Genomic DNA, 25,892 nt, shown 5'->3' with positions numbered 1-25,892 from the left:
GCCCAACGGGTCGGCTCAGGAGTGGTCGGGGAAGACCCAGCGGGTGGACCGGGCCCCGTGGTCCTCGTCGATACCGAAGGCGTACGCCCGGCGGGGCGTGATCCGGTACACCTCGTAGGGCGGCGGGCCGGCGGTCGGCGCCCCCTCCTCGCCACCGAGTGCGTCGCCCACGACGCTCGGGGACCAGCCGTACTTGGTGGCGTAGGCGGTGGCCACCGCCCGCAGCGTGGCCGGGTCGGTGACGCGGGTCGTGGTGCCCTCGACGACGGTGTCCGCGATGCCGGTCTGGCAGGCCAGCGTCGTCGTCGGGCTGGCTGCGAGGGGGCGGCTCTTGCGGGTGACGGGGCTGGTCGAGACGTGCGGAGCGTCGTCGACCCACACCGACAGCACCGGGCGCAGGGTGGGGTGGTCGCCGCTGGCGGTGCTCCACCAGTAGGTGCTGGCCGCGGCGAAGCTGTCGCGCGCTTCCTCCCAGGGGATCGGTGTGGAGCCTGGCGGCGTGTCGCGGCCGATGAGAGCGGCGCGTGCTGGGGTCGTCACGGTGTCTCCTCCCGTGCCGGCGCTCCGGGGCCGTCGAGCACGTCGACGTCGGAGGCGGTCATCGGCTGGTCGCAGTGGGAACAGTGCAGCGTCACGTGGCTCGTCGCGCCACAGCTCCGGTGGCGGAACAGGGCGGGCGGGCCGTCCGCACCGGCCAGCCAGCGGTCACCCCATCGGGCCAGCACGAGGAGCGCGTCGCAGAGTTCGACGCCCCGCGGGGTGAGCACGTACTCGTGGCGGGTGGGTCGGTCCGAGTAGGGGTGGCGGTCGAGGACCTGCTGGTCGACGAGCCAGGTGAGGCGTTCGGCGAGCACCTTGCGGGAGATGCCCAAGGACGCCTGGAGGTCGTCGAAGCGGCGTACGCCGACGTAGATGTCGCGCAGGATCAGTGGCGACCACGGCTCGCCGATGACGTTCCAGGTCCGTGCGATCGAGCAGGGCATGTCGCCGAAACGGGTGCGCTGCATGGACCCAGTATAACCAGCTGAGTTCCCTCAGGGAACTCAGTGGTCTAGGGTGCGACGGCATGGAAACCAGAATCCCCGCCGGTGACGCCGTCGACCTTCTCGGGCGCGAGGGGGTCGGCGCGCCTCCCGCGCGGACCGAGCCCCTGTTCGGCCCGTCCGATGCCAGTCCCTTCGACGACCGGGCACCGCTGACCCCCTGGGTCGAGGCGGAGCGGTGGCTGACGGCGGCCTCGACGGTGTGGTTGGCCACCGTCCGGCCCGACGGTCGGCCGCACGCCGTGCCCGTCTTCGCGCTCTGGGTCGACGGCGCCCTGTTCGTCACGCTCCGGCCGACCTCCCGCAAGGGGAGGAACCTCGCGGCGAACCCCCAGGTCAGCGTGATCGTCAGTTCGGAGGAGTTGGAGCTGGTCCTGGAGGGGAGGGCGGAGCGGGTGCGGGAGGTCGGGGCGCTGCGGCGGCTCACCGGCGTGCTGGCCGAGAGGTTCGGGTGGCGGCTCGCGGTCGCTGGCGATGGGGTCGTCGTCGACCCGGACCTGCCCGGCGAACCGGAGTACGGGATCTACTGCGTGGTGCCCCGGGTCTCGTTCGGGTTCGCGGGGAGCTCGGCCACCCGCTGGTCGTGGTGAGGTGCACCCGCGTGATCCCGTTCGCGCGGGGCCGGCTGCCCCTGAGCTGGGATGACGGGAGGGGAACAAGTTCAGGTTTCACTTATATAAGCTGCTGCTGTAGTGTCGGCGCGGGTCCCGCCGCCTGCCTGCGAGCCCGCGTCCGCTCGTCGGCCTGCTGAGAGCGACGCGGTGGGGTATCCCCTGGGGGATGGCCGAGCGGGCGTGCCACTGGTGGGACCGGGTGGAACGCTTCGACGACGACGGCCGTACTCGCGGTGGCGGGGCGGCGGACAGGGGGAGAGCGGCGATGGACCTTCTCGACCACATCAACCGGACACACCGCGCGGTCAAGCGGGGCACCGAGCTGAACTCGGTGATCCTCACCCGCGCCTACGACACCACGCTCACCGAGCTGTGGGACGCCTGCGTCAACCCAGAGCGGCTGCCGCGCTGGTTCGAGCCCGTCAGCGGCGACCTGCGTGAAGGGGGTAGGTACCGCCTCGAGGGCAGGGGGATCGAGGGCACGATCGAGGTCTGCGTGCCACGGGAGCGTCTGCGGGTGACCTGGGAGGACTCCGGTGCCGGCAGCTTCGTCGAGGTGACCCTGCGGGAGGAGGGCGACCAGGCGGTGCTTCGCGTCGAGCACGTCCAGGCCGGCGGCGACTTCTGGGACACGTTCGGCCCCAGCGCCACCGGTGTCGGCTGGGACGGTTCGGTCCTCTCCCTCGCGCTGCACCTCGCCGGCGACCCGCGAGCCACACCGGAGGAGATGGCCAAGGTGGGAGCCAGCGAGGAAGGTGTCGAGTTCATGCGGCGCACCGCCTCGGCCTGGGCGGACGCGGACGTCGAGGCCGGGGCCGACCCCGACCACGCCCGGGGGACCGCCGACCGCACCTTCGCCTTCTACACCGGCGCCGAGCAGTAGCGGCCGACGGCACGGCCACGTCGAAGGCGGCGGCCGGAGACGCCCACTTCGGCGTGGCGATCCGGCCGCGCCCCGGCGACCTCGAGGAGTTCGACAGCCCGGCGTCGGCCTTCGAACGCCGGTGGCTCACGCCAGAGGACCCGGCAGCGCATCACCCGACGAGGACGACCCTCCGGATCTCCGGCGGTTCATCCAGGTCAGGAGTTCCCGCTCCCAACACCTGAGGCAGGGTTTCCCACCAGTGCCGTGCGGCACTCCACGAACCTCGCCCGCGTCGAAGACCCTGCCGCACCACACCGCGACGCGCGTCGTCGTCCGGTCGCGAAGCCTGTGCAGGACGCCCAGCTCGGAGTATTCAACCCACATCGGACACCGCCCTCGTCGGGTCTGCCCGGTGCCCGCACGACACCGGCCGCTCGACCGGGTGGCGGGAACGCGGCACGACCCGAGGAGGGCGCGGCGCCGACCCGTGCCCCCGAGACCGCACCCCGGACGCGGAGCGGGACGGCAACCACCCGGGACCACCCGGAGACCGCCGATGGCAGGGGGGCTGGTGTCCCACCGGCGGGTCGTTCACCAGCCCGCCACCCGACCAAGTCGCCACCACACGACAGCACTCCCCACTGGAACGGGCCGGACCCCGGTTCGTGCGCCACGATTCCCCGCCCTCCAGGAGTGGGTACCAGCACGACGAGACCGGGGAGAAGGGGTGATGACCTGGCCGTGGGGTGAAACCTCGCGAATGGCCCCCGATCGAAGGCCCCTAGCTGACCCCAGTAGACCGGACGGCGCGGACAGCGCCGGTCGAGCCCGTGGTCACCAGGTCGGGGAGGCCCGAGGTGCCGGCATCCGCAGCGTGGGCCCTCCCCGGGCCCGCCGCCCGGTACCGCAGATCAGCCAGTCGTGGCGGCCGCGAAGAACAGCGGCCGCCGCCCGACCACTCCGGGCAGCACCGTCCGCGCCCCGCCGCACCCCACCTGCCGCGCCGCCGGTCACCGCCCGCATCGTCGTCGTCCCGCTGGAGCCCGCCTCCGGCCGGCGGGATCGTGGGGACGGGAACGGCGGTGGCGTGGCGGCCGGGGGTACCAGCGTTCCCCGTCGAACACGGGCACTTCGCGGCTTCCTCCCCCGGCGAGCCCGAGAGCAGGGAGGATGAGGAACTCGGCGCGTACTACGCGCTTACCCAGCTCAACGGGGACACGGGCCGAGCACTGCACGCACTGGCCCTGGGCGGGTTCGCCACGTGACGCCGGCGATCGCCTCCGAACGGCCATCACGAGCTACCGGGACAGCTGCTCGCGCGTTCGGATCCTCGCGCGGTCCAGGCGCAGCAGCCTGCTGCTCCGTAAGGGTGACCTCGTCGGCTGCCTTCTCCTGCCGCGTCCACACGAGGCCGTCTCGATCGCACCGCTCTGGGGTGGATGACGTTCGGACCTTGCCAGACGAGTGCGAGCCCCGCCGCCGGGGCCGGCCGAGGCTCCCACCTTCCGCAGCCGTCCCCGACGCCGGACCGCGCCCGGGTGGTGCTGCGCGTGGTGGTCGGGAGTGCACCGCCGCACCCGCGCGGCCGTCGCCCACCAGGGCAGCCCACCGGTCCCACGGCTTGGCCTACCAACCCCAGGAACGGGTGGGCGTGATGGTGATGCGGGCACTGAGCGCCGTGTCGAAGGAGTGACGGGTGTAGCCAGCGACGGGGTAGAGGTCCTCGTACTTGTCCAGGAACTCGGGGATCGAGGAAGCGGGCGGGCCGTCGAGGCTCACCTCGGCCCGGCCGGAGACGACGCGGATGTGCCCAGCGCTGGGGTCGGTGTGGAAGGTCACCACGACTTCCGGGTTCGCGCGCAGGTGGCGCACCTTGGCCGCGTGCGGCTCACTGAAGACGACGAGCTTCTCGTCCACGTAGACGAACCACACCGGGCGGAGTGCCGGCCGCTTGCTGGGGGTGACGGTGCCGAGCCAGAGCACCCGGTCCTCGGCCTTTTCCGACAGGCCTTCCAATGGAGAGTTCGTAGTCATCCCGCAACGCTAGGAGTTCCACTTTGCTTGAGGTCAATGGGAACGTCCCCGTTCCACGGTTCGGTGGTGGTGGACCGGTGCCAGCGGTGCTGCCACCGGCAGCAGTGGCCCCGTTCCGAGTTGGAGGCCGGGGGTTGGTGTCGGACGATGAGGAGCGGTCGGCCAGGCATGCCAGGGGCCGAGACGGTTCAGCGGCGCTCGGGGAGCCCGGTATCCCGTACGGTGACGGGAACACAGTGAACGAGAATCGGTGCGAGCGCTCCTGACTCCGCAGGTCAGGAAGTTCCTTCCCCGCGCACGGGGGGCTGTTGCCGGTGTCCCACAAACGGGGCACCGGGCCTGCCTCCCCCCGCACGCGGAACTGCTCGTGGTGTGGCGCGTTCGGGCTTTCCCGTTGGTTTTCCACTCTCCACGGGACCGGCGTTTCCTCCCCTCCGGGAGGTGCTCGTTCGTACGCGGCTGCTGAGCCGGGCGCCTGCGATATCCCTGAGGACCCCTGGAGCATCGAGCCCGCACACCGGTCCCCGTCGTCGACCAGCCGCCGTTCGGGTGGGCACGTTCACCGACTGCTGCTAGCCCCAATGGGTGAACTCCGTGTTGCGTGAGCGTGATTCGAGCTGGCACTCCTACAGTCCTGGCATGGCCGCATGGCAGCACCAGTCCGCATGTCCGGGTGTGGCGACCAGCCGCGTTCCTCCCGACCAGGCACCCCTCACATCGTGCCGGTGTTGAGCAGGAGGGTCATCTGCCCCTGCGGCAGCATGACCCTGTTCGAGCCGCCCAACTGCCAACGGCGGTCGTGTCTCCGCCGCTGGACGTGGTTGTGGTGCGTTCCGGCGCTCGTCCTGCTGGTGCTGCTCATTCCGCTGACCGTGATGCTGTGGGGCGATTCCTCGCCCTGTCCGGAGGGCTTCCGCCCGCTCGGCCCGCACGTGTGCCAACGTTCGACCGTGCCCTGAGTCGTGAGTGGTCCTGGCCGCGACAACCCGGTGGACGGACATCGAGGGAACGGGCCCCTACCAAGAACGGGGCGACCGACGGGATGGCGAGGGCACGAGCGGCGACGAGAGCGGTGGATCGGTGTGCGCGTCGGAGCCCCCTCCCGGTCACCCGGGCACACTCGATCACCAGCTGACCGGGAGCGCATGGGGCCAGGAGTGGGCCAGGCTGCTGTCGAACTCCACCTCGGACAGGTTCGACGCGGCCCGCAGCCGGGGAAGCCGGCGGACGAGCCTCCCCAGCGCCTCCCGCAGAGTCAGACGGGCCAGCGCCGCGCCCAGACAGGAGTGACGTCCACTGCCGAAGGCGAGGTGCGAGCGGGCGGACCCCCTGCCTGGGTCGAAGGCATCCGGCCGTTCGGTCCGGGAACCGTCTCGGCCAGCTGACTCCGGCGAGACGAGGACCAGGGATCCCTCGGGAATCACCACGCCACCGAGTTCGACGTCGACGGTCGTCCGCAGGCGGCCGCTGGCTCCCGTGCCCGCTGGGGTGTGGCGGAGGACCTCCTCAACGGCGGGGACGACGAGATCGGGATCCGCCGCGACCCGCGCCAGTTCGGTGGGGTGCCGCAGCAGAGTGAACAGGCCGTGTCCGAGCCTGGCGACCGTGCTCTCGTAGCCGGCGACGGTCAACAGCAGCGCGGTCGACACCAGCCACTGCTCAGAGACGGCGTTCCCGTCCTCGTGCTCCCGCCGGCAGAGCTCCGCGAGCAGGCCGCCACCACGACCGGGGAGGGCGAGCCTGGCCAGTTCCCTCACCGGGTGGCGGAGGTGCGCGACCGCGTTGCCCAGCCCCGCGAGTGACGTGCCGCTGGTTCGGATCGCCCGCGCCCAGGCGTCGAAACCTGGCCGCAGTGGGGCCGGAACGTCGAACAGCAGCCACAGAACCTCCAGCGGAAGCGGGAACACCAGCGCCGTCATCAGATCCGCTGGTGCTGCGGTGACCTCGTCGAGGAGACGCTCGACGACGTTCCCGACCTCCGGTCCGAGCCCCTCCACGTATCTGGGAGTCAGCACCCGGGACAGACCGCGCCGCCAGCGTTCATGGTCCTCCGGAGCGGCCAGGAACATGCCGAAATCGAACGCCCCGCCGTCGCCTCCCGCCGTCGCCGCCCCCATCGTTGTCGGGCCCCCGGGCTCGGGGACGCCTTCCACCGCTCGGCCGGCGCCACCGGGGCGTGTCGGGAGTGCGCTGTCCAGCGCGGTGGCAGGTACCACGGGTCGCCGTCCTCCGAGCGGGGTGCTCCCGGCACCGGCCGCCACCGGGGTCGACCCGTTGATCCCGGTGGGGCGGCGGTCGCGGCTGAAGCGGGGGTCGGTCAGAACGGTGCGCACGTCGTCGTACCGGGACACCAGCCACGCCGAGCTGCCGTCGGGCAGGTGGACCTGGCACACCGGGGCGGTGTCGCGGAGCCAAGCGAGCTCCGCTGGCGGCTCGGTCGGATTGGGTCGGGGGAACGGGTAGCGGACACGATGGGGATCCACGGCTCGTCTCCAGGGTCGTTCAAGCGGGTGAGGACACGCCCGCCCTCGGGTCTCGCGGGGGTGAACGTGGTGGTCGTCAGCGGCGGTCATGTCGACACCAGGCCGCTGAGGCGGGCGCTCCGCGCCACCGCGCGTGTCCTCTTCGAGTGGCCGGGCGCACCGGCACTGGACCTTCCCCCGGGGCGCGGTGCGAGGTTTCCGCCCACCAGGGCGGCCCTCGACACGCGCCGCCGGGTCGGCCTGTGATTCCGCCCGGACGCGGCCGCTGGGGAGGGACAGGCCGATGCCTCGGGCGGGGGACCGCGGTGCGGGCTGGCGCTGTCGTGGGTGCCCACGGGGTGGGGCGAACGGAACTGGCGGGCAGGGGTCACCAACGCACGGGGAGCTCGCGCGGGTAGTAGGTGAACAGGTTCGACGCGAGCACGACGTCGGTGAGGTCCCCGTCGAAAGCCAACTCCGGCATCCTGTCCAACAGCCGGGTGATGGCCTCCGCCAGCTCCGCCCGGGCCAGGGCCGCACCCAGGCAGTAGTGCGGGCCGGCGCTGAACGCCAGCTGCCGGTCGGCGGTGCGTCGAGCCAGGTCCAGCTCCTCCGCGTCGTCCCCGAACACCTCCACGTCCCGGTTGCCCGATGCCAGCGAGACGAAGACGGTAGACCCGGCCGGGATCACCGTGCCCCCGATCTCCACGTCCGCCGAGGTGAACTTCGCGACGGCGAAGCCCGTGCCCATCTGCGCGTACCGCAGCAACTCCTCCACGGCGTTGTCGACGAGGCCCGGGTCCGCGCGCAGCCGCGCCAGCTCCGCCGGGTGGTGGAACAGCGCGTACAGGGCGTTGCCGAGTTGGACGGCGGTGCTCTCGTAGCCCGCCATCAGCAGCAGGATGACGGTGGACACCAGTTCCTCGTTGGTGAGTGCGCCGTCGTCCTCGTCGTGCAGGCCGATCAGGGTGCTCAACAGGTCGTCGCCGAGGTTGGAGCGTTTGCGGACGATCAGCTCGACGGCGTACCGGCCGATGTCCCGCAACGCCTGCCCGAAGTCCTCGGGCGAGGACCGGAGGTCCCGCCGGGTCAGCCGGGCGGCCATCGTGCTGAAGGCTGGTCTGCCGTCCTCGGGGATGCCGAGCAGCTCGCAGATCACCCGGATGGGAACCCGGTAGGCGTAGTCGGCCATCAGATCGGCGCGGCGCTCGGGCCGGGCGGTGAGGTCGTCGAGCACGGCGTCGGTGTGACCGGCGATCCGGTCGCGCATGGCGTCGGCCTGCCGCTGGGTGAAGGCGCGGTTGACGATCCGCCGCCACCGCGTGTGTCCCGGTGGCTCCGAGATGGAGCCACCGAAGCTGAACACCGGGCTGGACTGCTCCGCGGCGAAGCCGGTGTTCATGCGCGCCGTGGTGTTCTGGTCCAGGGTCCGGGTGAAGCGGGGGTCGGTGAGGGCGCGTCGCACGTCCTGGTACCGGGTGATGAGCCAGGCAGGGTGCCCGCTGGCCAGTTTCACCTGCGCGACGGGCAGGTGCGTCCTGATCCAGGAGAACTCGGCGGGCATCCTGAACGTGCCGTCCCGGTGGAAGGGGTAGGTCCGGGTGGTGAGGTCCATGAGCATCTCCTTGGCCGGCCGGCCGGTGCCATGGCCGGTGGCGGGGTCGTGGTGGGACGGTGCGGCCCACGGCTGGGGACGCCGGAGCGGGTGGGGCTCGGAACCGCTCACCTCATAGCGCGGTCGGTCCGGTGCTGGCGTTCTGGGCGGGGTGGGTGGCTCGCCCGGGGAGGTGGTCAGGTCGTTGGCGAGTGGTGGACACCGACGAGTCGGCGGTCCCGGTGTGTTCGGGCGGCGGCGGCCAGGTTCGGATGGGGCTCGGTGCCGGCGCATTCGCTCAGCACGTGGTGTCCCAGGAAACCGAGGAACGCTTCCTGTTCCGGGGTGAGACCGATCCGGTTGTTGTGGGTGTGCAGGCAACTGGTCGTGATCACCCGTCGGCGGTCGTGCGCGCTGGCGGAGGGCCCGGCGAGGGTGACCGCCGGCAGCACCCGGTCCGCCCGCGCGTCGACGGCGTCGTGCAGGGTCCTCATCGCGAGACCGAACGGTTCGGAGTCCGTGGCGGTGGGTTCGGTGAGCACGGCCCGGGCGTGTGCCGTCACGGCGCTCCGCCGCGCCGCGAGGAGGTCGGGCCAGGTGTCGAGGAACACGTCGAACGCGTAGGGCGACCACAGCAGGCAGTAGTGCTGGAAGAAGCCAGCCATCGCCCGGGTGCTGTACCCGGCGGCGAGCAGCCCTCGCAGCATCGTCGTGAAGCCCGCGCCGAGCCGCCGGGCCGGTCGGGTGAGGATGTCCCCGACCGCGGCCAGGGCGAGGTCGCTGCTGCGTTCGAAGAACGCTTCCGCGAGCGTGACCCCGTCCTGGCCGCCGTACTTGCCCTGTTCCGGCTCGTAGCGGGCGGGGTGAACGGTGTCGTCCGGGAGGACGTCGGCAACCGGCTCGTTCTCCAGCGCGGCCATCGTGGGTTGCGCCAGCCGGAACCCCTCGACGTCGAAGTCCGCACCGCTGGGGTGGCGGGTGAGGTGGCTGGACAGCCGGTCGGCGAGCGCGGTGGTGACGTCCGAGGCGTCGTCGGCCCGGACACGGATGCGTACCCGCACGTGGTGGCCTCCCCGCCAGTAGCGGAGGAAGAACCACCCGCGCACCCCGCCCTCCGCCCGGAGTCGCGCGATGGCCGGGCCGAGCCCGTCCACCAGGAAGGCATCCATGCGGCCGTACCGGTGGACGTGCAGGCTCCTCCACACCTCGCCGTCGGGCCTGGTGGGTGTCATCGGTGTCCCCCTTCAACGGTGAGTTCCACGAGAAACTCCTCGGCGCTGCCAGGACTGCCCGGCGCTGGGTGTTCTCCCGGACCGGGCAGGCACTCCTGGAACACCACGGTGCCGTCAGGAACCGAAAGCGCCTGGCGGGCGAGCACCGCGCTCAGGAGCGGGTTGCGCGTGTCCAGGTAGTGGGGTTTGCGGAGGCGGGCGGTGCGGGCTTCCAGCGCCCAGCGCCGTGTCTCGGCCGCCAGGTCCCGTACCCCGGTGTCGGGCGGTGCCGGCGGCAGCACGCGGAAGAAGCTGTGCCGGGGCAGGCCGAGCTCACGGCGACGGCGCTCGAACTCGGTGACAGCCGCCCACTCCCGCCGTTCCAGACCGGGGGGAACCGCCAACTGGTCGACGGGCACCCGCCAGGTGCGGCGGTCGAGGACGAGGTCACCGAGCCGCAGGCGTGGGCGTGGGCCTGTCGAGCCGGCGGAGGCGGGGCGGATGCGGTCCAGCTGCTCCCACAGCCCGCCCCGGTAGGTGCGGGTTGGCGCGAAGGCGCACAGGAAGCGGTACAAAGGCGGTGCCGCCGCCGGGTAGAGGAAGTTCATCGGCACCAGGTCCACCCGCTCGCCGTCCACGGAGGAGACGAGCTCCAAGCGTCTGGTGACCGGCTCGGGGCGCACCCGCAGGTCGGCGAGGGTCAAAGCTGGCCCGTGGCCGCCGGAGGCGACCGACCCCGGGTAGATGACCTCGAGCGGGCTCAACCGGGGGTGGAGGTTGAAGTTGAGCCCCAGTACCGCTGTCAGGTCGGCCTGCCGTGGCTCGGTCGCCGCGAGGTGGGAGCGGATCTCCTCGGCCAGGTGCCAGCCCGCCCCGGTCTCGGGGGTGAGCAGGTCGGCGAAACGGGAGAAGAACACCCCGTGCCCGGTCGTGACGCCGTTGACCACGACGAGCGTGCGGTCGGCATCACGGGCGAACTGCAGCCGGTAGGCGGTGGACCGCCACGGGGGGAACTCGGCGGGGAGGGCCTCGGCGAGAGCGCGCAGCCTGCCGGTGTCCAACCGCGCCACCTCGGCCCCGTCCTCGACTGCCTCGTCCGCCAGCTGGGCCACACCCGCCCGCCAAGTGCTGAGCGCGGCGCACGCGGGATCACCCGCACCGCTCATCACGGCGGAAGCCTCCTCGGGCGAGAGGGAGGAGAAGGCCCGGAAGACCTCGATGAACGGGATTCCGGGATGGGTCTCGCCGAACTTCTCCGTCACGAACCGGTAGAGGCCGAGCCGTTCCACGGTGGCGCCGTCCAGCACCGGCACCAGGCGGGCGAACAACGCCAGGTGGTCCCGCGAGGCAGCCAACACGGCCGGTGACCAGCTGTGGGCGCCGTCCGTGGTTCCGACGTCCTCGTAGACCGGGGAACGCAGGGCGTCCCTGGCAGGTGCCTCGCACCCGCAAATCTCCACGAAGCGGTCGACACCGGACCGGACCTCGGCGAGCAGCGTGCTCCGCCGGTCGGCGTCGGACAAGGGGAAGACGTCCTCGACGCGTTGGAGGTGGTCGAGGACGTCCGCGGCCGCTCCCGCCAAGGGAGTGCCCAGGCCTCGCAGGAGTACGGCCATGCGGCCCGCCACCCGATCGGTCTGGTCTGGGAGTCCGAGGCCCCGGTGGCACAGGCCCACACCTACCAGCTGGTCGAGGGTCGCGGCGGCGGCGTGGGCCGTGAGGCCCCCGGCGACCAGCTGGTCCCGCACCTCGCGTTCGGTGCGGTCACCGAGTTCCAGCAGGTCCACCAGCAGGCGGACCAGGTCGGAGTGCCGGGCGTCGACCACCCGGTCCGGGTGGAAGGCGTCGTCCACGCCTTCCAGTGGCCGGCGGAGCCAGACGGCGCGTCCGTCGTGAAGGGTCAGCGAGTTGTTCAACCGAATGCGCAGCAGGGTGTCCGCGCCCGGTAGGGAGCGCAGGCGCTGGGCCATCCAGGCGAGCAGGCCGACGTTCAGCCTCGCCCGGGATATCCGGTGCGCGGCTCCCGCTCCGGTGCGCTGGACGACGTCGGACTGGTGGGCCGGGGCGTGTCGCGCCGGTGCCGTCGCCGCGTCGGGTCGAGCGACCGAGGAACCGGTGGGCACCGCGACAGGGCCGACGGGGCAGGACGGGGCCCGCGTTCCGCTGTCGACCTGTCGCCAGGTGCCACCCGGCTCCCGCGCGGCGCCCTCGCCGGGCGCCGGAAGGCGCAGCGCACCGACTTCCGTGAATGATCCGAACGGGGAGGGCTTGAACACCACCCGGTAGGCGAAGCTCGCGATCGTGCTCTCCACCCGGCGTCGCCGACTGGGTTTGACCGGGGCCTCGGGGTTGGCCGCGAAATGGGCCACTTCCCGGAAGGTGTCCTCGGCGGAGAGCTGGACGCCCCGCCGGAAGTCCTCGTTGGACGCGACGGCGCTGAGCACCCGCACCGCGCGGGCCGCCTCAGCGAGGTACGCCGCCGCCGACTCCGCCAGCAGGGCGTTCCGGCGGAGGCGGGCCCGGTCCCACCGCCGCACCACCGCCCGTGCCGCCCCGGACACCACCGAGTCCAGGGCCTCCACGTCCGGCTGTCGGCCGTTGTGCACGTCCCGGCGCAGCCGGAGCACCACGGCCCGGCGTTCCGGTGGCAGCGACGGCACCAGCGCGTGCAGGGTCCGTTCGACCTCGACAGCCAGCGCGGTCACGGCCTCGGCCTCCTGCTCGGCCGCGTCGAGCGCGGCCCAGGCCCGGTCCGGGACGAGACCGTCCAGCGCGGCGAGTGCGAGCGTGCCTCGGCGGAACATCACATAGGGGCTGAACGTCGCCGACGGCTGCTGGTCCCTCATCGTGGTACCACCGTGACCTCCCAGTTCACGCCGGGGTGAACGGCGCCGACGGAGACCTGGCCGTGCACGCTCACACTGCCGCCGGTCAACCCGTAACCGGCGTCCAACCGGCGGGTGTCGACACCGAGGACGGGGTGGCTCCCCAGGCCCAGGGCCGTTGCGACGAGGGTCACCGCCTCGATCACCACTCCGACCGAGATCTGCCGTTCCCGGTGTGCCCTCGGTCCCCGGTCGCTCGAGCGGAAGTCGGGGGGTACGGCGACGTGCACCGTGAAGGCGGCCAGCTCCACGTTCAGCGAGTCGATCAGCAACGCCTCCTGGACGAGCTGGGCGCAGTCGGGGTCCACACCCCGCCCCACCGGGATCAGCCCCGCCCCGCACGCCCGGTACCAGCCCGGCTGGACACCCCGGACGCGGTGTACCGCGCAGTACAGGGCGACCTCGTGACCGAGCGCGCCGTCACCCACGTGGCGGAGCTGCGCGACGGCGGCGCTGGCCTGGTCGAGGACCGAGGCCAGCCCGGCCGGTGTGCAGGACCCACCGGAGAACCGGGCACCGCTGGAGGTGCGCCGCAGCAGGACGTCCCCGGCCATCGGGACGTTCGACGCCGGAGTGGGCAGCGCGACCACCGGGCCGGGCGAAGGTCCTTCCCACGTGTCGGGAGCCGGTGGACCGGGAAGCGCCGACCTGAACGCCGCTCCGGGCTTGGGACACGGGTAGGCGGCCAACGCTGCCTGGAAGGCCTCGAAACGGGACGACCGGCGGAACCTCGACGACCGCTCCACCACCTGGGGCGGCCACGGGGTCCGCACCCCGCGCGGCTCCGCCGCCGCTGCCTGCCGTGGAGCGCCCAGTCCCACCAGCAGGTGCGGGGCCTCAGCACACGGGTCGAGCCCCAGACCGCCCGCCAACACCGCACCGTCGAGGTCGGCCCGGACGTCGACGACACCGAACTCGACCAGACCCAGGCGGATGACCCGTCCCAGCACCACGCCCACGTCGACGGCGCCGAGCCGGGTGGCGAAGTCAGCGTACTTGTGGAGGTTCTTCCAGAACCGGTGCGCGAGCACCAGCACCAGCTGGGGGAGGGCCGCGCCCGCCCCGAGCCCGAGCGCGGCCCGCAGCACCCCCGCCGGAGCCGGCTGCCCGAGATCAACCAGCTCGTGCCGGTACGGGTCGTAGTGGTGCGCACCCGGCCTGGGCCCCGTCTCCAGGACGTAGACCTCCGTCGGGTACATCGCCCCCCCGGAGGGGACGGGCCGGCGGGTCGTGACACGCGGGCTCCGCCGGGGGAGGACGGGGCCGTGCGGGGTGGTCGGCACCGGCGCCGTCAGGTCGAACCGGACCCGGGACACCGCGAGCCCGTAGAACAGCAGCCGATCCAGTGGTCGGCGCACACCCAGCGGGCGTCGGCTGCCGCCCACGTGGACCTTGACGGGCCAGGGAGCGGTGTCCCAGTCCACTTGCCAGCCGTCCGGGTTCACCGACGTCGGGTCACGGAGCAACGCGAGCGTGTACTCGGCTGCTTCCCGCTCGGTCAGCGGAGGGATGTGCTCCCGCTTGTCGGACTCGGCGTGACCGGTCGCCATCCTCGCTCCTTCCATCGCCACACCCTGGGCGTCGTGCTGTTCTCCTGGCAGCTCCTCCCTGAGGCCCAGCGGACGGCGGCGTGGAGCGGGAGGAAACGGACACGTGAGCGCTGGTGCCGCTCGTCTCCGGGGGGCACCAGGAGCGGTTCGCGCATCCGCCGGGGGGCCCATCCCCGGGGAGCCAGCAGCGTGGACGCGCCGGGTCCGGGGCCGCCGGGAGGGCCACGTCCCGACGATGCCCCGCCGGCCACCGAACAGGACCCCCGGGCCGGAGATGTCCCGTCCCCCCGGGGCAGGCAACGCTGGCGCGCCGGGACGCCGCTGGTCGATCAGGGGAAGGGGTGCGGGACGCATCCGACCTCCTCCTCGGGGGCGATCGCGCCGGGATAGGGAAGCCCGGTGCCCTCGGTGAGCCGGGGCAGACCGCGCGTCCGGCGGTTGCGGTGCCCGAAAGTCATCGGAACCAGGCCAGGAACCAGCACCCGCGCACAGCACAGCCCGTTTCGCCGGAGCTCGGGCATCGTCTGGTCAACCACCAGCACGTCCAACCCCGCGTCGAGGAAACCTCGAACGGCGGTGTCCACCTCGACCCGCAGGTCGGACTCGGCTGGGTGGAGGGTCGCGGGCACCGCGTCAAGGCGGATCTCCTCGTGCGGGGCGTCGAGCAGGAACGCGAACCGGTCCCGCGCCGCTGGTAGGGCGTTGACCAGCGAGTGGTCCGACATGCGCCGCACCAGGTCGGCGTCGGCGAGCATGGCCTCGGCCTCCTCCCGGCGGTCCGGGAACCCGTCCCGCACCGCCAGGACGATGCCGACGAGTTCGTGGAGCCCGCCGACCAGCGCCTGCCTGGGGTCCGGATGCGCGCCGCTGCCCGCGAGCACCGAGGGCCCGCCGGCCGGGCCCTCGGCGGTGAGCCACAGGCTGGGCATCCCGTACTCCATCGTGGACAGGAAGCACCGGAACCGGCAGCCGGTGAACAGCTCGGCGCGCCGCAGCAGGTCCCCGACCGCTCCCCGCTCGCCCTCCAGGCACACCTCGGGCAACGCGAGCCGCCGGTACCAGGTCAACAGGAACGAGTCCCGCTCCGCCACCTCGCGGAGACCGTGCAACACCGCCTCCTCCACCGAGTTGCCCAGCGCGCACCCGTTGGAGGTGTCGTAGACGAACGCGATCTCGCCGTCATGCCGCGGGCCCCAGAAAGCGGCGCGTTCCGGTACCAGCACCGGTTCCTGGGCTTGGAACGAGTAGGCCCACACCCAGTCGACAACGGTGTCCTGGTGGAACTCGCGGTACGGGAAGGACTCCGTCCGGTACGACTCCTCGGGGTGGGTACCGAGGTCCAGCGGGCAGAGGGCCCGGTCCGCGACCTCGGCGTAACTGGCGCGGACGGGAGCGGTCCGACCTCCCCGCCGCAGCCCCGCGTACCGTTCAAGTCCTTCCAGGACGGCGACGGTGCGGCTGGTCCGGTAACCCCGGGCGCGGCCTATCGCCGGTTCTCGCCGCCCCCAACGGGTGTCGAGTTCCACGGAGCACGCGCCGAAGGGGCTTTGCAGGTCCTGCCGCACCTCCTTGAACAGGCCGAGGCCGGGGAAGAGGTAGTCACGTTCCACCTGTTCGGCGGACAACTGCCCGGTGCGCAGCACTTCGGGACCGAGTTTCGGCAGCGGCACCCCCTTCGGGGTGAGGTGCGGGACCGTGTCGGTGGTGACCTGCCCGCACAGCGCACAGGTCGAGTCCGGCAGCAACGTCCGCCGGTCCATCGCCCCGGTGACCCCGTCGAGGACCAGGACGCCGCTGGCGGCACCGGTTCCGGTCGGCGGGCCAGCGCGGACCGCCTCGGCGACCGACCTGGCCACCACGGACAGCGTGGCCGGCCCGAGCGTGGTGGCGGCCAGGAGCCGCGGTGAGCCGGGCAGCACCCGCTCACCTGCCAGGTCGGGGCCGAAAGCGGAGTTGGCCGTGCGCACCACGAGACACCGTGGGCATCCGGGGACACCACGCTGGGACCACGGACCGACGTAGCACAGGGAGCGCCAGCTGCCCACGAAGAGCAGCGGGCAGGCGAGGCGACGGGCGCGTGCGAGCACATCCTCGAACTCCTCGACCGCGTCCAACTCCGCCACCAGCACCAGCGGGCCCCCGGCCTCGTCCCACGCCACCGCCCCCGGACCGGCCAGGTGCTCGTTCGTTCGTTCCTCGGTTGGGGCCGCTACGTCCTGGGCGCGGGCGGAGACCGAGGCAGTCCCACGGTCCTCCGGCGCCGGATCCTCGACCAACCGGGGAGCACGGGTCGCGCGGGCGTGCCCCGGGAAGTCCGCCGCGTCCGAGGCGTCGCACGTGGGCGTCGACGTCGAGCGGGCAACCCCCAGGTGCGCCGCCACCCACCGGGCCAGGGGGCCCCGGCCCAGCACGGACGCCGCTGGTGTTCCCCGTCCCGGGGCCCCGTGCGCGGTCATGCCCCGATCCCGGGGGACAGGGCGACCAGGTGGATTTCCCCGTCCGCGAAGGGCAACAGGCCAGTGACGTCGGACAGCGCATCCGAGCCGGGTGGGCTTGCTCGCCTCGCCGCCTCGGTCCAGGTCGCCGTCGGTGGCGCCAACCACCCCACGGTGTCGCCGGCGTCCTCCGAACCGGCGGCCAGCGCGGCGAGCAGGGCGTTGTCGATCGCGTGGTCCGCTGTGAGGCCGATCCCCGGGTGGGTGGTGCCGGCCGCGGTGCGGACCCGAACCCTGCGGAGCCCCCCGACCGGGTCATCCCAGGCCACCCCGCACCAGGCGCGGTCGGAGCCGGCCAGGGCGCGCACCAGGAAACGCCGTGCCGGAGTGTCCGCCGTGGACAGGTCGGCGGCCGGTTCCCACCGGCCGGCCGTCGGCACCCGGCTGGCCGCGACCGCTGCGTACCGGGCACGCAACCGCGCCTCGTGGACGGTCCAGCCGGCGCCGAGGACCAGCGGGGCGGTCTGGCCCAAGGCTCGGGCGGTGCGGGCCGCGAGCCACTCCACGGCCCGCAGCACCACCTGGTGGCGCGCCTCCCTGGCCGACAGCGCACGGCACACCAGCAGCCGGGTCCTCGGATCGCACGCCGTGCTCTCCGGTGCCACCACCTGGCATGAACTGGCCGCCAGCGGCAGCTGGTCGAGGTCGCCCTCCCCGACCGCCAACAGCGGGCCGGTCACGGAGTCGGTCCACCGCGCCGTCGCCGCGACGATGCGATCGGCCTCGGCGACCAGCTCTGCCGGGTCCTCCGCTCTCGGCACGTCCGGTCGGACGGTGTCCAGCCCGCGGCCCGGGCCTGCCGACCAGCCGGTGGCACCGCCCTCCCCCTCAGGCGGGGAGCCGACCTGGTACCGAGGGCGAGCACCGACTGAGGCGTGGGAGAGGGCCGCCGGAACCGAGGACGACGGTGTCCGCGCCCGGCCGTGCCCGGTCACCGGCGCCCTGAGCGGGCCCGACCACGAGACACCAGCCGGGTGGCGTGAACACAGCGGGTGCCGACGGGCGGTGTGCTGCCGAACCACCGGTGCGCACGGCTCGACCGTCGTCATCGCCCCCGCACCCTCCAGCGCGACCCCCGCCAGCCGGGCGAAGACCTGCTGCACGAGGTGCAGGGCCGCGACGGCCGCCGGGGCCGGGGCGGGCGGGAGGTCGCCGGCGAACCCGGCGACCCGGGCCGCCACCGAGCGGTGCGCGCACTCCCAACAGCAGCCGGCGACACCGGGCGGCAGGGCGACCACGTGGTCACCGCAGCGCCCCAGCACCCCCACGTCCTGACCTCGACCGCGCGCCAGGTGGTGGGCGTCGGCCAGGGCCACCGGGTTTGCGTCGTCGGTCACGAGCAGGACCTGCCCGGCGTCCCGCAGCTCCGGGAGCCGTAACGCCGAGGCCAGCGGCCAGGAGCCGTCCACCACCTTCAACCGCCAGCGCACGCGCGGGTCCCGTTCGCGGACCGCCGCCATCAACTCGGCCGCGCTGGCCTCGTCGGCCTCGCCGCACACCACGAGCAGCCGGGCGACGCCGAACTCCCCGAGCGCGCCGAGGGCCGCCCGCAGCGCGACCCCGGACCCGAGACAGCCGACCAGTGTGGACCGCACCCGCGACAGCCGGCTGACCGGGCGGTCGGCGTGGTGTTCCAAGAACGCCAGGTGCACCGGGTACAGCTCTGCCATCCACTCCGGGGGGACCTCCTTCGGCCCGACGACCTCGCGCAGGAAACCGTTGCGGTCCAACGTGCCCACCAGCCGGGACACCGATCGTCTCGCGCTCTCCGGTAGCCCCTCGCAGATCTCGGCCACGCTGCGTTCCCCGTCGAGGTTGGCGAACAACGAGCCCACCAGCTGGTAGGCACCCGCCCCCCTGATCGAGAACGACCCCAGGTTGTTCCGCAGCCACACTCCGCCCTCGTGCCGCACGAAGAACGCGTCGGCCCGTACCGCGAACCGCCGTTCGTCGAGGGAGTCCTCGTCGAGCCCGGCGCTCATGTCAGCTTCCCGTGGGCGCCGTAGGCCGCGGCCGCGTCCCGCTCCGGTAGCACCTCGACCCGGGTCAGCCGTCGTGCGTCCGGCAGCGCGGCGCAGTGCGCCCGCACCTCCTCCACACTCACGTCGCCCACGACCCTGGCGGCCAGGTTCTCCAGCCCGTGTGAGGTCTGTTCCACCCGAACCCGGGCGTCGGCGACACCGGGAAGGGCCAACAGGTGCCGTTCCACCTGGCGCGGGTGCACCAACATCCCGGAAACCTTCTCCGCGCCGTCGACCCGCCCCTCCAACCAGAGCCGCCCCTCGGCGTCCCACCGCCCGTAGTCGACGCCCACCCCGCGGCCGGCGGTGGACCTGACCGTGCCGGTCGTCTCCTCGGGAGGGGCACCGTCCGCTGGCCGCCACACCGCGACGCAGCAGTCCGGGCCGGCGGCGGAGACGACGCCCACCCCGCGTTCGTTCGGCTGGTCGACCCAGACGGCCTTGCCCTCGACGGGCCGGCCAACGTGCCCTCCGTGGCCGGGGTCCGGATCCACCGAGACCGCCCCGGTCTCAGCGGTCCCGTACAGGTTCACCAACCTCACCCCTTCGAACCGCTCCCTGGCGAGCCGGACCCGGGTGGCGCTGACATGGCCGCCGCCGAGGAACACCGCCACCCGGCCCATCGGCAGCGGGTCCGGCGTGCCCAGGCACGCCGCCGCGACCACGGCCGGCACCCCCAACACGGCCACGTCCCGGTCGCGGGCCGCCGTCGCCAGGGGGGTCCAGTCGTGAGCCGGGAACACCAGCAGGTCATGGCGGAAGAACATCGCGGGGAGCACGGTCATCAGGAACGCCGCCGAGTACTGCAACGGCAGGCAGGTGGCCAGCACCGGGTCGGAGCCGGTGCCCGGCAGCGCCGTTCGCAGCATGTGGTCGTGCTGCACGGCCACCAGTTCCCACAGATCGGCGTGCCCGATCGCGACCTTGGGCCGACCGGAACTGCCGGATGTGCACACGCCCCACATCGGCCGGGTCATCGGTTCCGCCAGCGGGAGCGGCACCTCCGCGAGAGCGGGAGCGAGGCGGTGCTCCTCCACGCCCAGCGCGGAACGGGCCGTCCAGAGCAGCAGGGTGTCCGGCACGCTGGCGACGGCGAAGAGCGAAGCTAGCGCCTCCAGGCCCTCCGTGGGGTCGACGACGTAGGCGTGCCCGGGGCGGACCAGTCGCGCCCGGTCCCGCCCACCCGCGAGCAACTCGTCCCAGGTCGCGACGGCACCGCCCCACTGGACGCCTCGGCGTCCAGTGGCGGACCGTGCTCGGCTACTGGTCAGGAAACGAGTGAACGCCTGGCGACCCATGTCACCCACCCTTCGATCGTGTCGGGACGGTCGGGCGGTTCGGGAGGCGTCGACACCAGCCGGGTGTTCCGCAGGTAAGCGAGCACGACCACCGTCTCCAGGGAGTCCAGTCGCCGCGTCGGATCGCTTTCGTTCACCGCGTCGACCAGGGCCGCCCGCAGGGCCGCGACCGTGTTCGGGGGACTCGTGGGCGTGGGCCCCGACGTCGCCCGCCCGCCCGGGGCGCCACCACTGGGGAGGACGGCATCGGCATCGGTGTCCCTGCCGGCCGGTGTCGGCCCAGGACCGTCCTCCTGCCGCTCCGCGCCGGAGGAGGCGGGGCCCATCGGCCGCTCATCCGGAGGCGCCGGACCCCGCTCCACCTCCCGCCAGAACCCGGACACCACGCGGTTGACCGTGGCCGCGTCGTCGTTGCCCGGAAGGTGCCCGCCGCCCTCCACCACCCGGCCCCGCACCTCGGGACCGATGTCGCCGGCGGTCCTGGCCGCCTCCCGCTCGACGGACCGCAGGGAACCGTTGATGATCAGCACCGGCCGGTGCAGCTCCGCGAGCGTCTCCGGGTGGATCTGGATCCGGTCGGCGTAGGACGTCGTCGCGTGCGCGGTGTACGCGTCCAGGGTGGCTCGCCACCGGGGACCGTGCAGGCGCTCGTACTCCGCCACCAGCGCCCGGCTCTCACCGGCCAAGCGGTGGAAACCGCCCAGCAGGGAGAGGAAGGCCTCGCGATCCAGCCCGGGCGCGACGCCCGTGAGGACCAGCGACGAGACGAGGTCCGGGGCGAGGGCGGCGCACCGCACGGCCACCGGCCCGCCCAGGTACGACGCGGCGACGAGACGACCGGGGCCGAACCTGCGCACCAGAGCGAGGACGTAGCGCAGCGCCACGTCGAGATAGCCGTCCTCGGCATCGAGCCGGCACCGCCCGTGACCGGGCAGGTCGACGGGCACGACATCGGCCTCCGACCGCCACGCGCCGATCTGCTTCCCGAAGTGACCGTAGGCGGTGCCGAGCAGCCCGTGGAGCACGTACACCACGGGACGGCGAACACGAGCGCCCAACATCGGTGTCCTCCGTCCCGCTCAACCGACCGCCACGACCCCGGCGTCCCGGAACGGGTTGGCGAAGTGGGTGACCTTCGTGCCGTTGGCCTCGATGCGGCTGAGGATGTGCCGGGGACGACGCAGGTCGGCGATGAGGAACTGGGACGTGCTCGGTTCGTTGCGCGCCGCTGAGTCGGCCCGGTACGGGGCCACGTCGGGACTGCCCGGGCTGATCACCCCGGCCAGGCCCAGTGCCCGGTCCTGGAACTCCTGCGGCTCCCGGGTGGTGAGCACCAGACGCTGCTCCGGGCAGGTGAACGCGATCACCGCCATCATCCTCAGGTAGTCCTCGTCCCCGATCCTGGTGCTGTCCCGAGAGCTCATGGCCGGACGCATCCTGGGCAGGGAGAGGTCCACGACGGCTCCCCGCTCGCGCAGGTGATCGCCGTGCGCCACCAACTGGACGATCTCCGACTCCACGTCGGGGTGCAGGCCCACCAGCACGCCCGGGTTGACGTGCCGGAACCCGGCGTCGAGCCACCGGTCGAAGGACACCACCCGCCGGTCGAAATCGGCCTTGGGGACCGCGCTGGAGGTCGCTCCCATGAAACGGCGGTAGGACTCGCGGTCGTAGGTTTCCTGGAACACGCACATGGTCACCGGGTCCGCCCGGTCAACCCACTCACCCAGCACCTCGATCTCGTCGGGTTCCATGCTGCCGATGTTGAAGTAGACCCGTTCGAAACCCATGTCCAGCGCGGTGCGGATCGCCCAGCCGACCCGGAACGCCGTGCTCAGCCTGGTGTACTTGTCCGCGTACTCGCCGGTGAGCAGGCCGACGCCGCGAACGCCCTCGTGCTCGTACAGGATGCGGAGCTGGTCGGTGATCTCGTGCCGGCCGGAGAACTTGCGCTCCATCCGCGTGTTGCCCGCTCGCATCGAGCACATCCGACATTCCGAGTCGCAGTGGTTCGTGGTGTAGAGCGGCACGAAGGTGTGCAGGCGGGGACTTCTCGCCGCGCAGCGCCGCTGGGCCGCCGCCACCAGTGTCTCGGTGGGGATCGAGCGGTCCCGCCACAACGCGAGCGCCGCTGCCGCCCGGGACACTCCCGGTTCCTGCCCGGCCGCGAGGCCGAGCACCGCGTTCGTGTCCACCCCCTCGGCCTCCATCGTTACCGCCGTCACGTCCGGCAGCGAGAAGTCGGTCGTTCCGGTCCGCTGTCGATCGCTCATGGCAACCCTTTCGCCGTGGGGAGGAAAAGCGGAACGAAGCGGGATCGCCCGCGCCCTCCATGGGAGGGAAACTCCGGCTGTTCCACGCCATTCGTACTCCCGAAATCCCCGCCTGGCAACAGCACCCGGTTTCCGGTGGGCGTTGCAAGCGTGAGGTGGAGAAACGTCCCCATCCTGGTCGGCGAGGGCTTCTCCGCTGGTCATGCGCCGTTCCTCGGTCGCGCCTCAAGCGGTTCTCAAGTGTGTTTGCGTTGGTTCTCCGCCCCGCTTGCGCCGATGTTCAGGAAGTTCGCTGACTTTTCTGCGTCGCCCGGGAAAACCGCGAAAACAACAATTGGCGTCCTTGACCTACGGGTCTCGGTGTTCCTACCGTTCGATGCGGGGCCGAATCCGGTTCCTCTCACGAGAAACGAGGTGTGCGATGTCCGCTGACCTGCCCGCGCTGAACATCGAGTCGTTGGAGATCTCGGAGTTCCTCGACGACAACCGCCTTGAGGACGGGGAGGTGGTCGCGAAGGTCATGTCCGCCTCCTGCACCACCTGCGAGTGCTGCTGCAGCTGCTCGTCCTGATTCCTCGCCCGTCCACGTTCCCACCGCCGGGCCGGGGGCGACCCCCGGCCCGGCCGGCCCGTGAAAGGACCCCAGATGGCGTCCCCGGTCACCACATCCGCCGGTACGGCCGCCGTGGAGCGGCTGCCCTCCAGCACCCCCGACCGCCGGCTCCTCATGATCTACGTGCACGTGCCCTTCTGCCACGCCCGGTGCACCTTCTGCGACTGGGTTGACGGAATCCCGAACCGGGACCTGCTCAGACGACCCGAGGACTCGGTCCGGCAGAACTACCTGCGCGCGCTCTGCGACGAGATCCGCGTGCGCGGAACGCGGTTGACCGGGACCGGCCACGTGCCTCACGTCGTCTACTGGGGAGGCGGCACCGCCAGCAGCCTGTCGGAGGCGGAAGCCGAGCAGATCATGACCGCGCTCCGGGAGACCTTCGACCTGAGCACGGTCACCGAGACGACCATCGAGTGCAGTCCGGACACCGTCGACGCCGACCGGCTGGCGTTCTTCCGCGAGCTCGGCTTCGACCGCGTCTCCAGCGGGGTGCAGTCCTTCGACGACCACCGGCTGCGCCGCCTGGGACGGCGCCACACCGCCGCCCAGGCCGAACGGATCGTGCGCGACGCCAGGGAAGCCGGGTTCGACCAGGTGTCGATCGACATCATGTCCGGCTTCCCCGACCAGGACCTCGAGGAGGTGCACGCCACCGTCGACCAGGCACTGCGCCTGCCGGTGACCCACCTCTCGTTGTACTCCTTCCGCCCCACGGCGGGTACGGCGATGCGTCGCCGCATGGGGGGCCAGGAACGCCGCGACTACCTGCGGCGGCAGAAGATCCTGTTCACCGCGGCGCGGCGCCGCATCGAGGACGGCGGGCTCGCCGAGTACGCCTCGGGCTACTTCGGTCAGGTCTCCCCGTTCGCGGCCATGTACTTCCAGCTCCGCGCCGACACCGCTGGTTTCGGGTCCGGAGCCGTGTCCCTGGTCGACCAACGCTTCCTCTCGCACCGCAAGGGCCTGCTGCACCGGTACGTCCAGGACCCGCTCTCCTTCGACATCGCGGTACCCGCCGGGCAGGACCGTGTGCTGGTGTCCTTCCTCCAAGCCGGACTGGCGATGTTCGACGGTGTGCTGCGGGCGGAGTGGGAACTGGCGACCGGGACCCAGCTCGACGAGGTCCTGGAACGTCCTTCGATCGCTCCGCTTGCCGGACTGCTACGGGCACGGGGTCTGGTCGAGGACGCTCGGGGCATCCGCCTGCCTCGCGACCGCGCGGGGCTCACCCTGATCGAACTGGCCTTCGAGATGGCGATGTCCCAGCCGGAGCAGCCGTGAACACCCCGGGGGAGAGCTGGACGGAGGTGAGGTTCCGCTCTGACCCCGGGGTGGTCGGGCGGGTTCTCGTCGACGAGGTCGCCCCTGTCCTGCTCGCCCGCGCGAGCGAGGACGGCGGCCCGGTCGACGGCGGCGAATGGTTGTGGCTGCGTGGCCTGGGCGGTGACCGCGATCCCGAGGTGAGCGTGCAGATCCGAGAACCCCCTACCGCCTCGCCGGGGCGACCATCGCTGGCCGCCGAGCTCGCCGCCGCACTCCGTGGGTGCGGCGCGAGCCGGGGCGTGCCGGTTCACACCGGGCCAGCCCGTCGGGTACCGCTGGCCGGCTCGGTGTTCTCGGGGCCGGGCCTGCCCCAGGCCACCCGGACCGTCCTCGCCACCGTGACTCCCGCGTTGCTCGCCGTCGCCGATGCGGGACGGGCGGGCAGAGCACGCCTGCTCGGTGGGGCCCTCGACCTGGCGCTCGCCCACCTGCCCGCCCTGGGACCGTCCTCGGTGCCCAACCTCGATCGGGCCACCGAGAGGCTGCGGGGAGCCCCGATCGCCTTCCTGAGCCTGCGATCGCACGCGGAGGCCTTCCTCGCGACCAGCCGGGACCCCGCGGCGTCCCGAGCCGCGTTCGACACCAGGTACGAGGCGGTGCGCGACCAGATCGAAATGCGGGTCCGCGAGGTTGTCCATCAGGCCACCGGAGGTCAGGAGCGGGGCGGGCCGGCGGCCCGCTGGGCCCGTGCCATGAGGCTCGCCCGCCCCATCGTGGAACACCAGGTGCGGGAGGGCACCATCTGGCTCGTCGACGAGTCGACCGCCGACCGTGCCCGTGGCGACCGACCACCGTCTGGAGGGGGGACCGCCGGCTGGCCCGGGGGGCGGGAGGACCTCGGCGCGGCCAGTGCCTTCCACCGAGCGGTCGAGGCTGACACCGACCTCCTGCGGTACCTGCGCGCCGACCCCGGTTTCCTCGCGGTGCGCGTGCTCACCAGCCTGCTCTACCTCGGACTGCACAATCTCGGCCTGAGCCTGGTGGAGCGGTACTTCCTCTGCCACGCCGTCAGCCGTGCCTGCGAGGCCGTGTACCAGGTGGACGCGCTGGACGTGTTGGGCGGCATCGCCGGTTAGGGGGCCGACGGCCCCGACGTCCACCGGTGGTGGTCAGTGGACGTCGGGTCCGCCTGCTCGACACCGGGTGGCAGGTGCTCGACCGGTCTGGTCAACGGGGGGACTGGTTCGGACGCGAACGCCAGGCCGAGACCGGCGGTCAGCTCGAGGGGGCTGCCACCGGAGGTGGCGGCCTCCACGCTGAAGTAGCTCCGCCGGGTCGGTGGATAACCGATGAGGCTCAGCACCCGGGAGACGCCGGGAGGCCGGCCGTAGGCGAGCTCCAGGGACTCCCACACGTAGAGGGCACCCCATACCTCCCCCTCCGGTCCGGTGGAGGACACCCACAGCTTCTGGTGCAGCCCGGGGACCCGCGAGTACGCCTCGACGGCGTACTCGCGCAGGTGGGACCGCAGGGACGCCACGGTCTGCTGGGAGTCGGAGAGGTTCCACAGGATCACTGAGGCGAACACGTCACTCCCTCGTCACGGCGGGAAGGGAACATCGGGCGGCGGACCGGGTGAATGCCCTGTGCCGAAGGCTCCCCACCTCA

The 25,892-nt window shown here is 72.5% G+C and carries 22 protein-coding genes; 7 read left to right on the top strand and 15 right to left on the bottom strand.

The window, feature by feature from the left end; all coding sequences use genetic code 11:
• Nucleotides 1–15: 15 nt before the first annotated feature.
• Entirely contained in the window at nt 16–540 is a 525-nt protein-coding gene (locus tag C1701_RS00545; protein WP_016697838.1) for a hypothetical protein, read from the bottom strand.
• Entirely contained in the window at nt 537–1,007 is a 471-nt protein-coding gene (locus C1701_RS00540; RefSeq protein WP_016697837.1) for a winged helix-turn-helix transcriptional regulator, read from the bottom strand. Before C1701_RS00540 ends, C1701_RS00545 begins: the two co-directional genes overlap by 4 nt.
• A gap of 59 nt (nt 1,008–1,066) precedes the next feature.
• Between C1701_RS00540 and C1701_RS00535 the strand changes: the two genes are divergently transcribed.
• The 3 genes from C1701_RS00535 to C1701_RS00525 all read left to right on the top strand — a co-directional run bounded on the left by C1701_RS00535 (nt 1,067) and on the right by C1701_RS00525 (nt 3,787).
• Nucleotides 1,067–1,633 (top strand): pyridoxamine 5'-phosphate oxidase family protein, encoded by a 567-nt coding sequence (locus C1701_RS00535; protein ID WP_103055299.1) that lies wholly within the window; start codon nt 1,067–1,069, stop codon nt 1,631–1,633.
• Nucleotides 1,634–1,823: 190 nt separating this feature from the next.
• Entirely contained in the window at nt 1,824–2,540 is a 717-nt protein-coding gene (locus tag C1701_RS00530) for an SRPBCC domain-containing protein (RefSeq protein WP_103055298.1), read from the top strand.
• Between the two features lie 1,064 nt (nt 2,541–3,604).
• On the top strand, nt 3,605–3,787 hold the full coding sequence (locus tag C1701_RS00525) for a hypothetical protein (RefSeq protein WP_103055297.1): 183 nt from the start codon (nt 3,605–3,607) through the stop codon (nt 3,785–3,787).
• A 361-nt stretch (nt 3,788–4,148) separates the two neighbouring features.
• On the opposite strand, the gene C1701_RS00520 is transcribed toward C1701_RS00525, so the two are convergent.
• The 3 genes from C1701_RS00520 to C1701_RS00515 form a co-directional block, all read right to left on the bottom strand.
• The gene (locus tag C1701_RS00520) at nt 4,149–4,556 is read right to left on the bottom strand and encodes a pyridoxamine 5'-phosphate oxidase family protein (protein WP_039786038.1); all 408 of its coding nucleotides are present in this window, start codon (nt 4,554–4,556) and stop codon (nt 4,149–4,151) included.
• Between the two features lie 712 nt (nt 4,557–5,268).
• Nucleotides 5,269–5,418: a hypothetical protein gene (locus tag C1701_RS26990; RefSeq protein ID WP_016697832.1), complete on the bottom strand. Its 150-nt coding sequence runs from the start codon at nt 5,416–5,418 to the stop codon at nt 5,269–5,271.
• A gap of 262 nt (nt 5,419–5,680) precedes the next feature.
• Nucleotides 5,681–7,039 carry a cytochrome P450 gene (locus C1701_RS00515; RefSeq protein WP_337662036.1) on the bottom strand — a complete coding sequence of 453 codons (1,359 nt, stop codon included), beginning with the start codon at nt 7,037–7,039 and terminating at the stop codon, nt 5,681–5,683.
• Between the two features lie 27 nt (nt 7,040–7,066).
• On the opposite strand from C1701_RS00515, the gene C1701_RS00510 reads away from it, so the two are divergent.
• Complete coding sequence (locus C1701_RS00510) at nt 7,067–7,285, top strand: hypothetical protein (RefSeq protein ID WP_157162881.1); 219 nt, start codon at nt 7,067–7,069, stop codon at nt 7,283–7,285.
• 121 nt (nt 7,286–7,406) lie between these two features.
• Here C1701_RS00510 and C1701_RS00505 read toward each other — a convergent pair whose 3' ends face one another.
• The 9 genes from C1701_RS00505 to nocL form a co-directional block, all read right to left on the bottom strand.
• Nucleotides 7,407–8,633 carry a cytochrome P450 family protein gene (locus C1701_RS00505; RefSeq protein ID WP_157162880.1) on the bottom strand — a complete coding sequence of 409 codons (1,227 nt, stop codon included), beginning with the start codon at nt 8,631–8,633 and terminating at the stop codon, nt 7,407–7,409.
• A gap of 176 nt (nt 8,634–8,809) precedes the next feature.
• Nucleotides 8,810–9,844, bottom strand: coding sequence for a lantibiotic dehydratase C-terminal domain-containing protein (locus C1701_RS00500; protein ID WP_103055295.1), 1,035 nt, complete (start codon nt 9,842–9,844; stop codon nt 8,810–8,812).
• Nucleotides 9,841–12,669, bottom strand: a complete 2,829-nt coding sequence (locus tag C1701_RS00495) for a lantibiotic dehydratase (protein WP_103055294.1) — start codon at nt 12,667–12,669, stop codon at nt 9,841–9,843. The genes C1701_RS00500 and C1701_RS00495 overlap by 4 nt, the downstream gene beginning before the upstream one ends.
• Nucleotides 12,666–14,258, bottom strand: coding sequence for a nitroreductase family protein (locus C1701_RS00490; RefSeq protein ID WP_103055293.1), 1,593 nt, complete (start codon nt 14,256–14,258; stop codon nt 12,666–12,668). Before C1701_RS00490 ends, C1701_RS00495 begins: the two co-directional genes overlap by 4 nt.
• A gap of 329 nt (nt 14,259–14,587) precedes the next feature.
• Nucleotides 14,588–16,714 (bottom strand): TOMM precursor leader peptide-binding protein, encoded by a 2,127-nt coding sequence (locus C1701_RS00485; protein WP_103055292.1) that lies wholly within the window; start codon nt 16,712–16,714, stop codon nt 14,588–14,590.
• The gene (locus tag C1701_RS00480; RefSeq protein WP_103055291.1) at nt 16,711–18,735 is read right to left on the bottom strand and encodes a hypothetical protein; all 2,025 of its coding nucleotides are present in this window, start codon (nt 18,733–18,735) and stop codon (nt 16,711–16,713) included. Before C1701_RS00480 ends, C1701_RS00485 begins: the two co-directional genes overlap by 4 nt.
• The gene (locus tag C1701_RS00475; RefSeq protein WP_245533453.1) at nt 18,732–20,072 is read right to left on the bottom strand and encodes an AMP-binding protein; all 1,341 of its coding nucleotides are present in this window, start codon (nt 20,070–20,072) and stop codon (nt 18,732–18,734) included. Before C1701_RS00475 ends, C1701_RS00480 begins: the two co-directional genes overlap by 4 nt.
• Nucleotides 20,042–21,133: an alpha/beta fold hydrolase gene (locus C1701_RS00470; protein WP_337662035.1), complete on the bottom strand. Its 1,092-nt coding sequence runs from the start codon at nt 21,131–21,133 to the stop codon at nt 20,042–20,044. Before C1701_RS00470 ends, C1701_RS00475 begins: the two co-directional genes overlap by 31 nt.
• A gap of 18 nt (nt 21,134–21,151) precedes the next feature.
• Nucleotides 21,152–22,345, bottom strand: coding sequence for a 3-methyl-2-indolic acid synthase (nocL, locus tag C1701_RS00465; protein WP_016697820.1), 1,194 nt, complete (start codon nt 22,343–22,345; stop codon nt 21,152–21,154).
• 421 nt (nt 22,346–22,766) lie between these two features.
• On the opposite strand from nocL, the gene C1701_RS26985 reads away from it, so the two are divergent.
• From C1701_RS26985 to C1701_RS00450, 3 genes are all read left to right on the top strand, one after another.
• On the top strand, nt 22,767–22,916 hold the full coding sequence (locus tag C1701_RS26985; protein ID WP_016697819.1) for a thiocillin/thiostrepton family thiazolyl peptide: 150 nt from the start codon (nt 22,767–22,769) through the stop codon (nt 22,914–22,916).
• A gap of 75 nt (nt 22,917–22,991) precedes the next feature.
• Entirely contained in the window at nt 22,992–24,242 is a 1,251-nt protein-coding gene (locus tag C1701_RS00455; RefSeq protein WP_016700128.1) for a coproporphyrinogen-III oxidase family protein, read from the top strand.
• 26 nt (nt 24,243–24,268) lie between these two features.
• Nucleotides 24,269–25,360: a lantibiotic dehydratase C-terminal domain-containing protein gene (locus C1701_RS00450; protein WP_157163121.1), complete on the top strand. Its 1,092-nt coding sequence runs from the start codon at nt 24,269–24,271 to the stop codon at nt 25,358–25,360.
• Here C1701_RS00450 and C1701_RS00445 read toward each other — a convergent pair.
• Nucleotides 25,357–25,812, bottom strand: coding sequence for a hypothetical protein (locus tag C1701_RS00445; protein WP_016700130.1), 456 nt, complete (start codon nt 25,810–25,812; stop codon nt 25,357–25,359). The genes C1701_RS00450 and C1701_RS00445 overlap by 4 nt on opposite strands.
• Nucleotides 25,813–25,892: the final 80 nt, after the last annotated feature.

This window comes from Actinoalloteichus sp. AHMU CJ021, assembly GCF_002895405.1.
GTDB lineage: Bacteria > Actinomycetota > Actinomycetes > Mycobacteriales > Pseudonocardiaceae > Actinoalloteichus_B > Actinoalloteichus_B caeruleus.
Note: the sequence above shows the minus strand (reverse complement) of the source record. Positions and strands in the feature narration are given on the sequence as shown.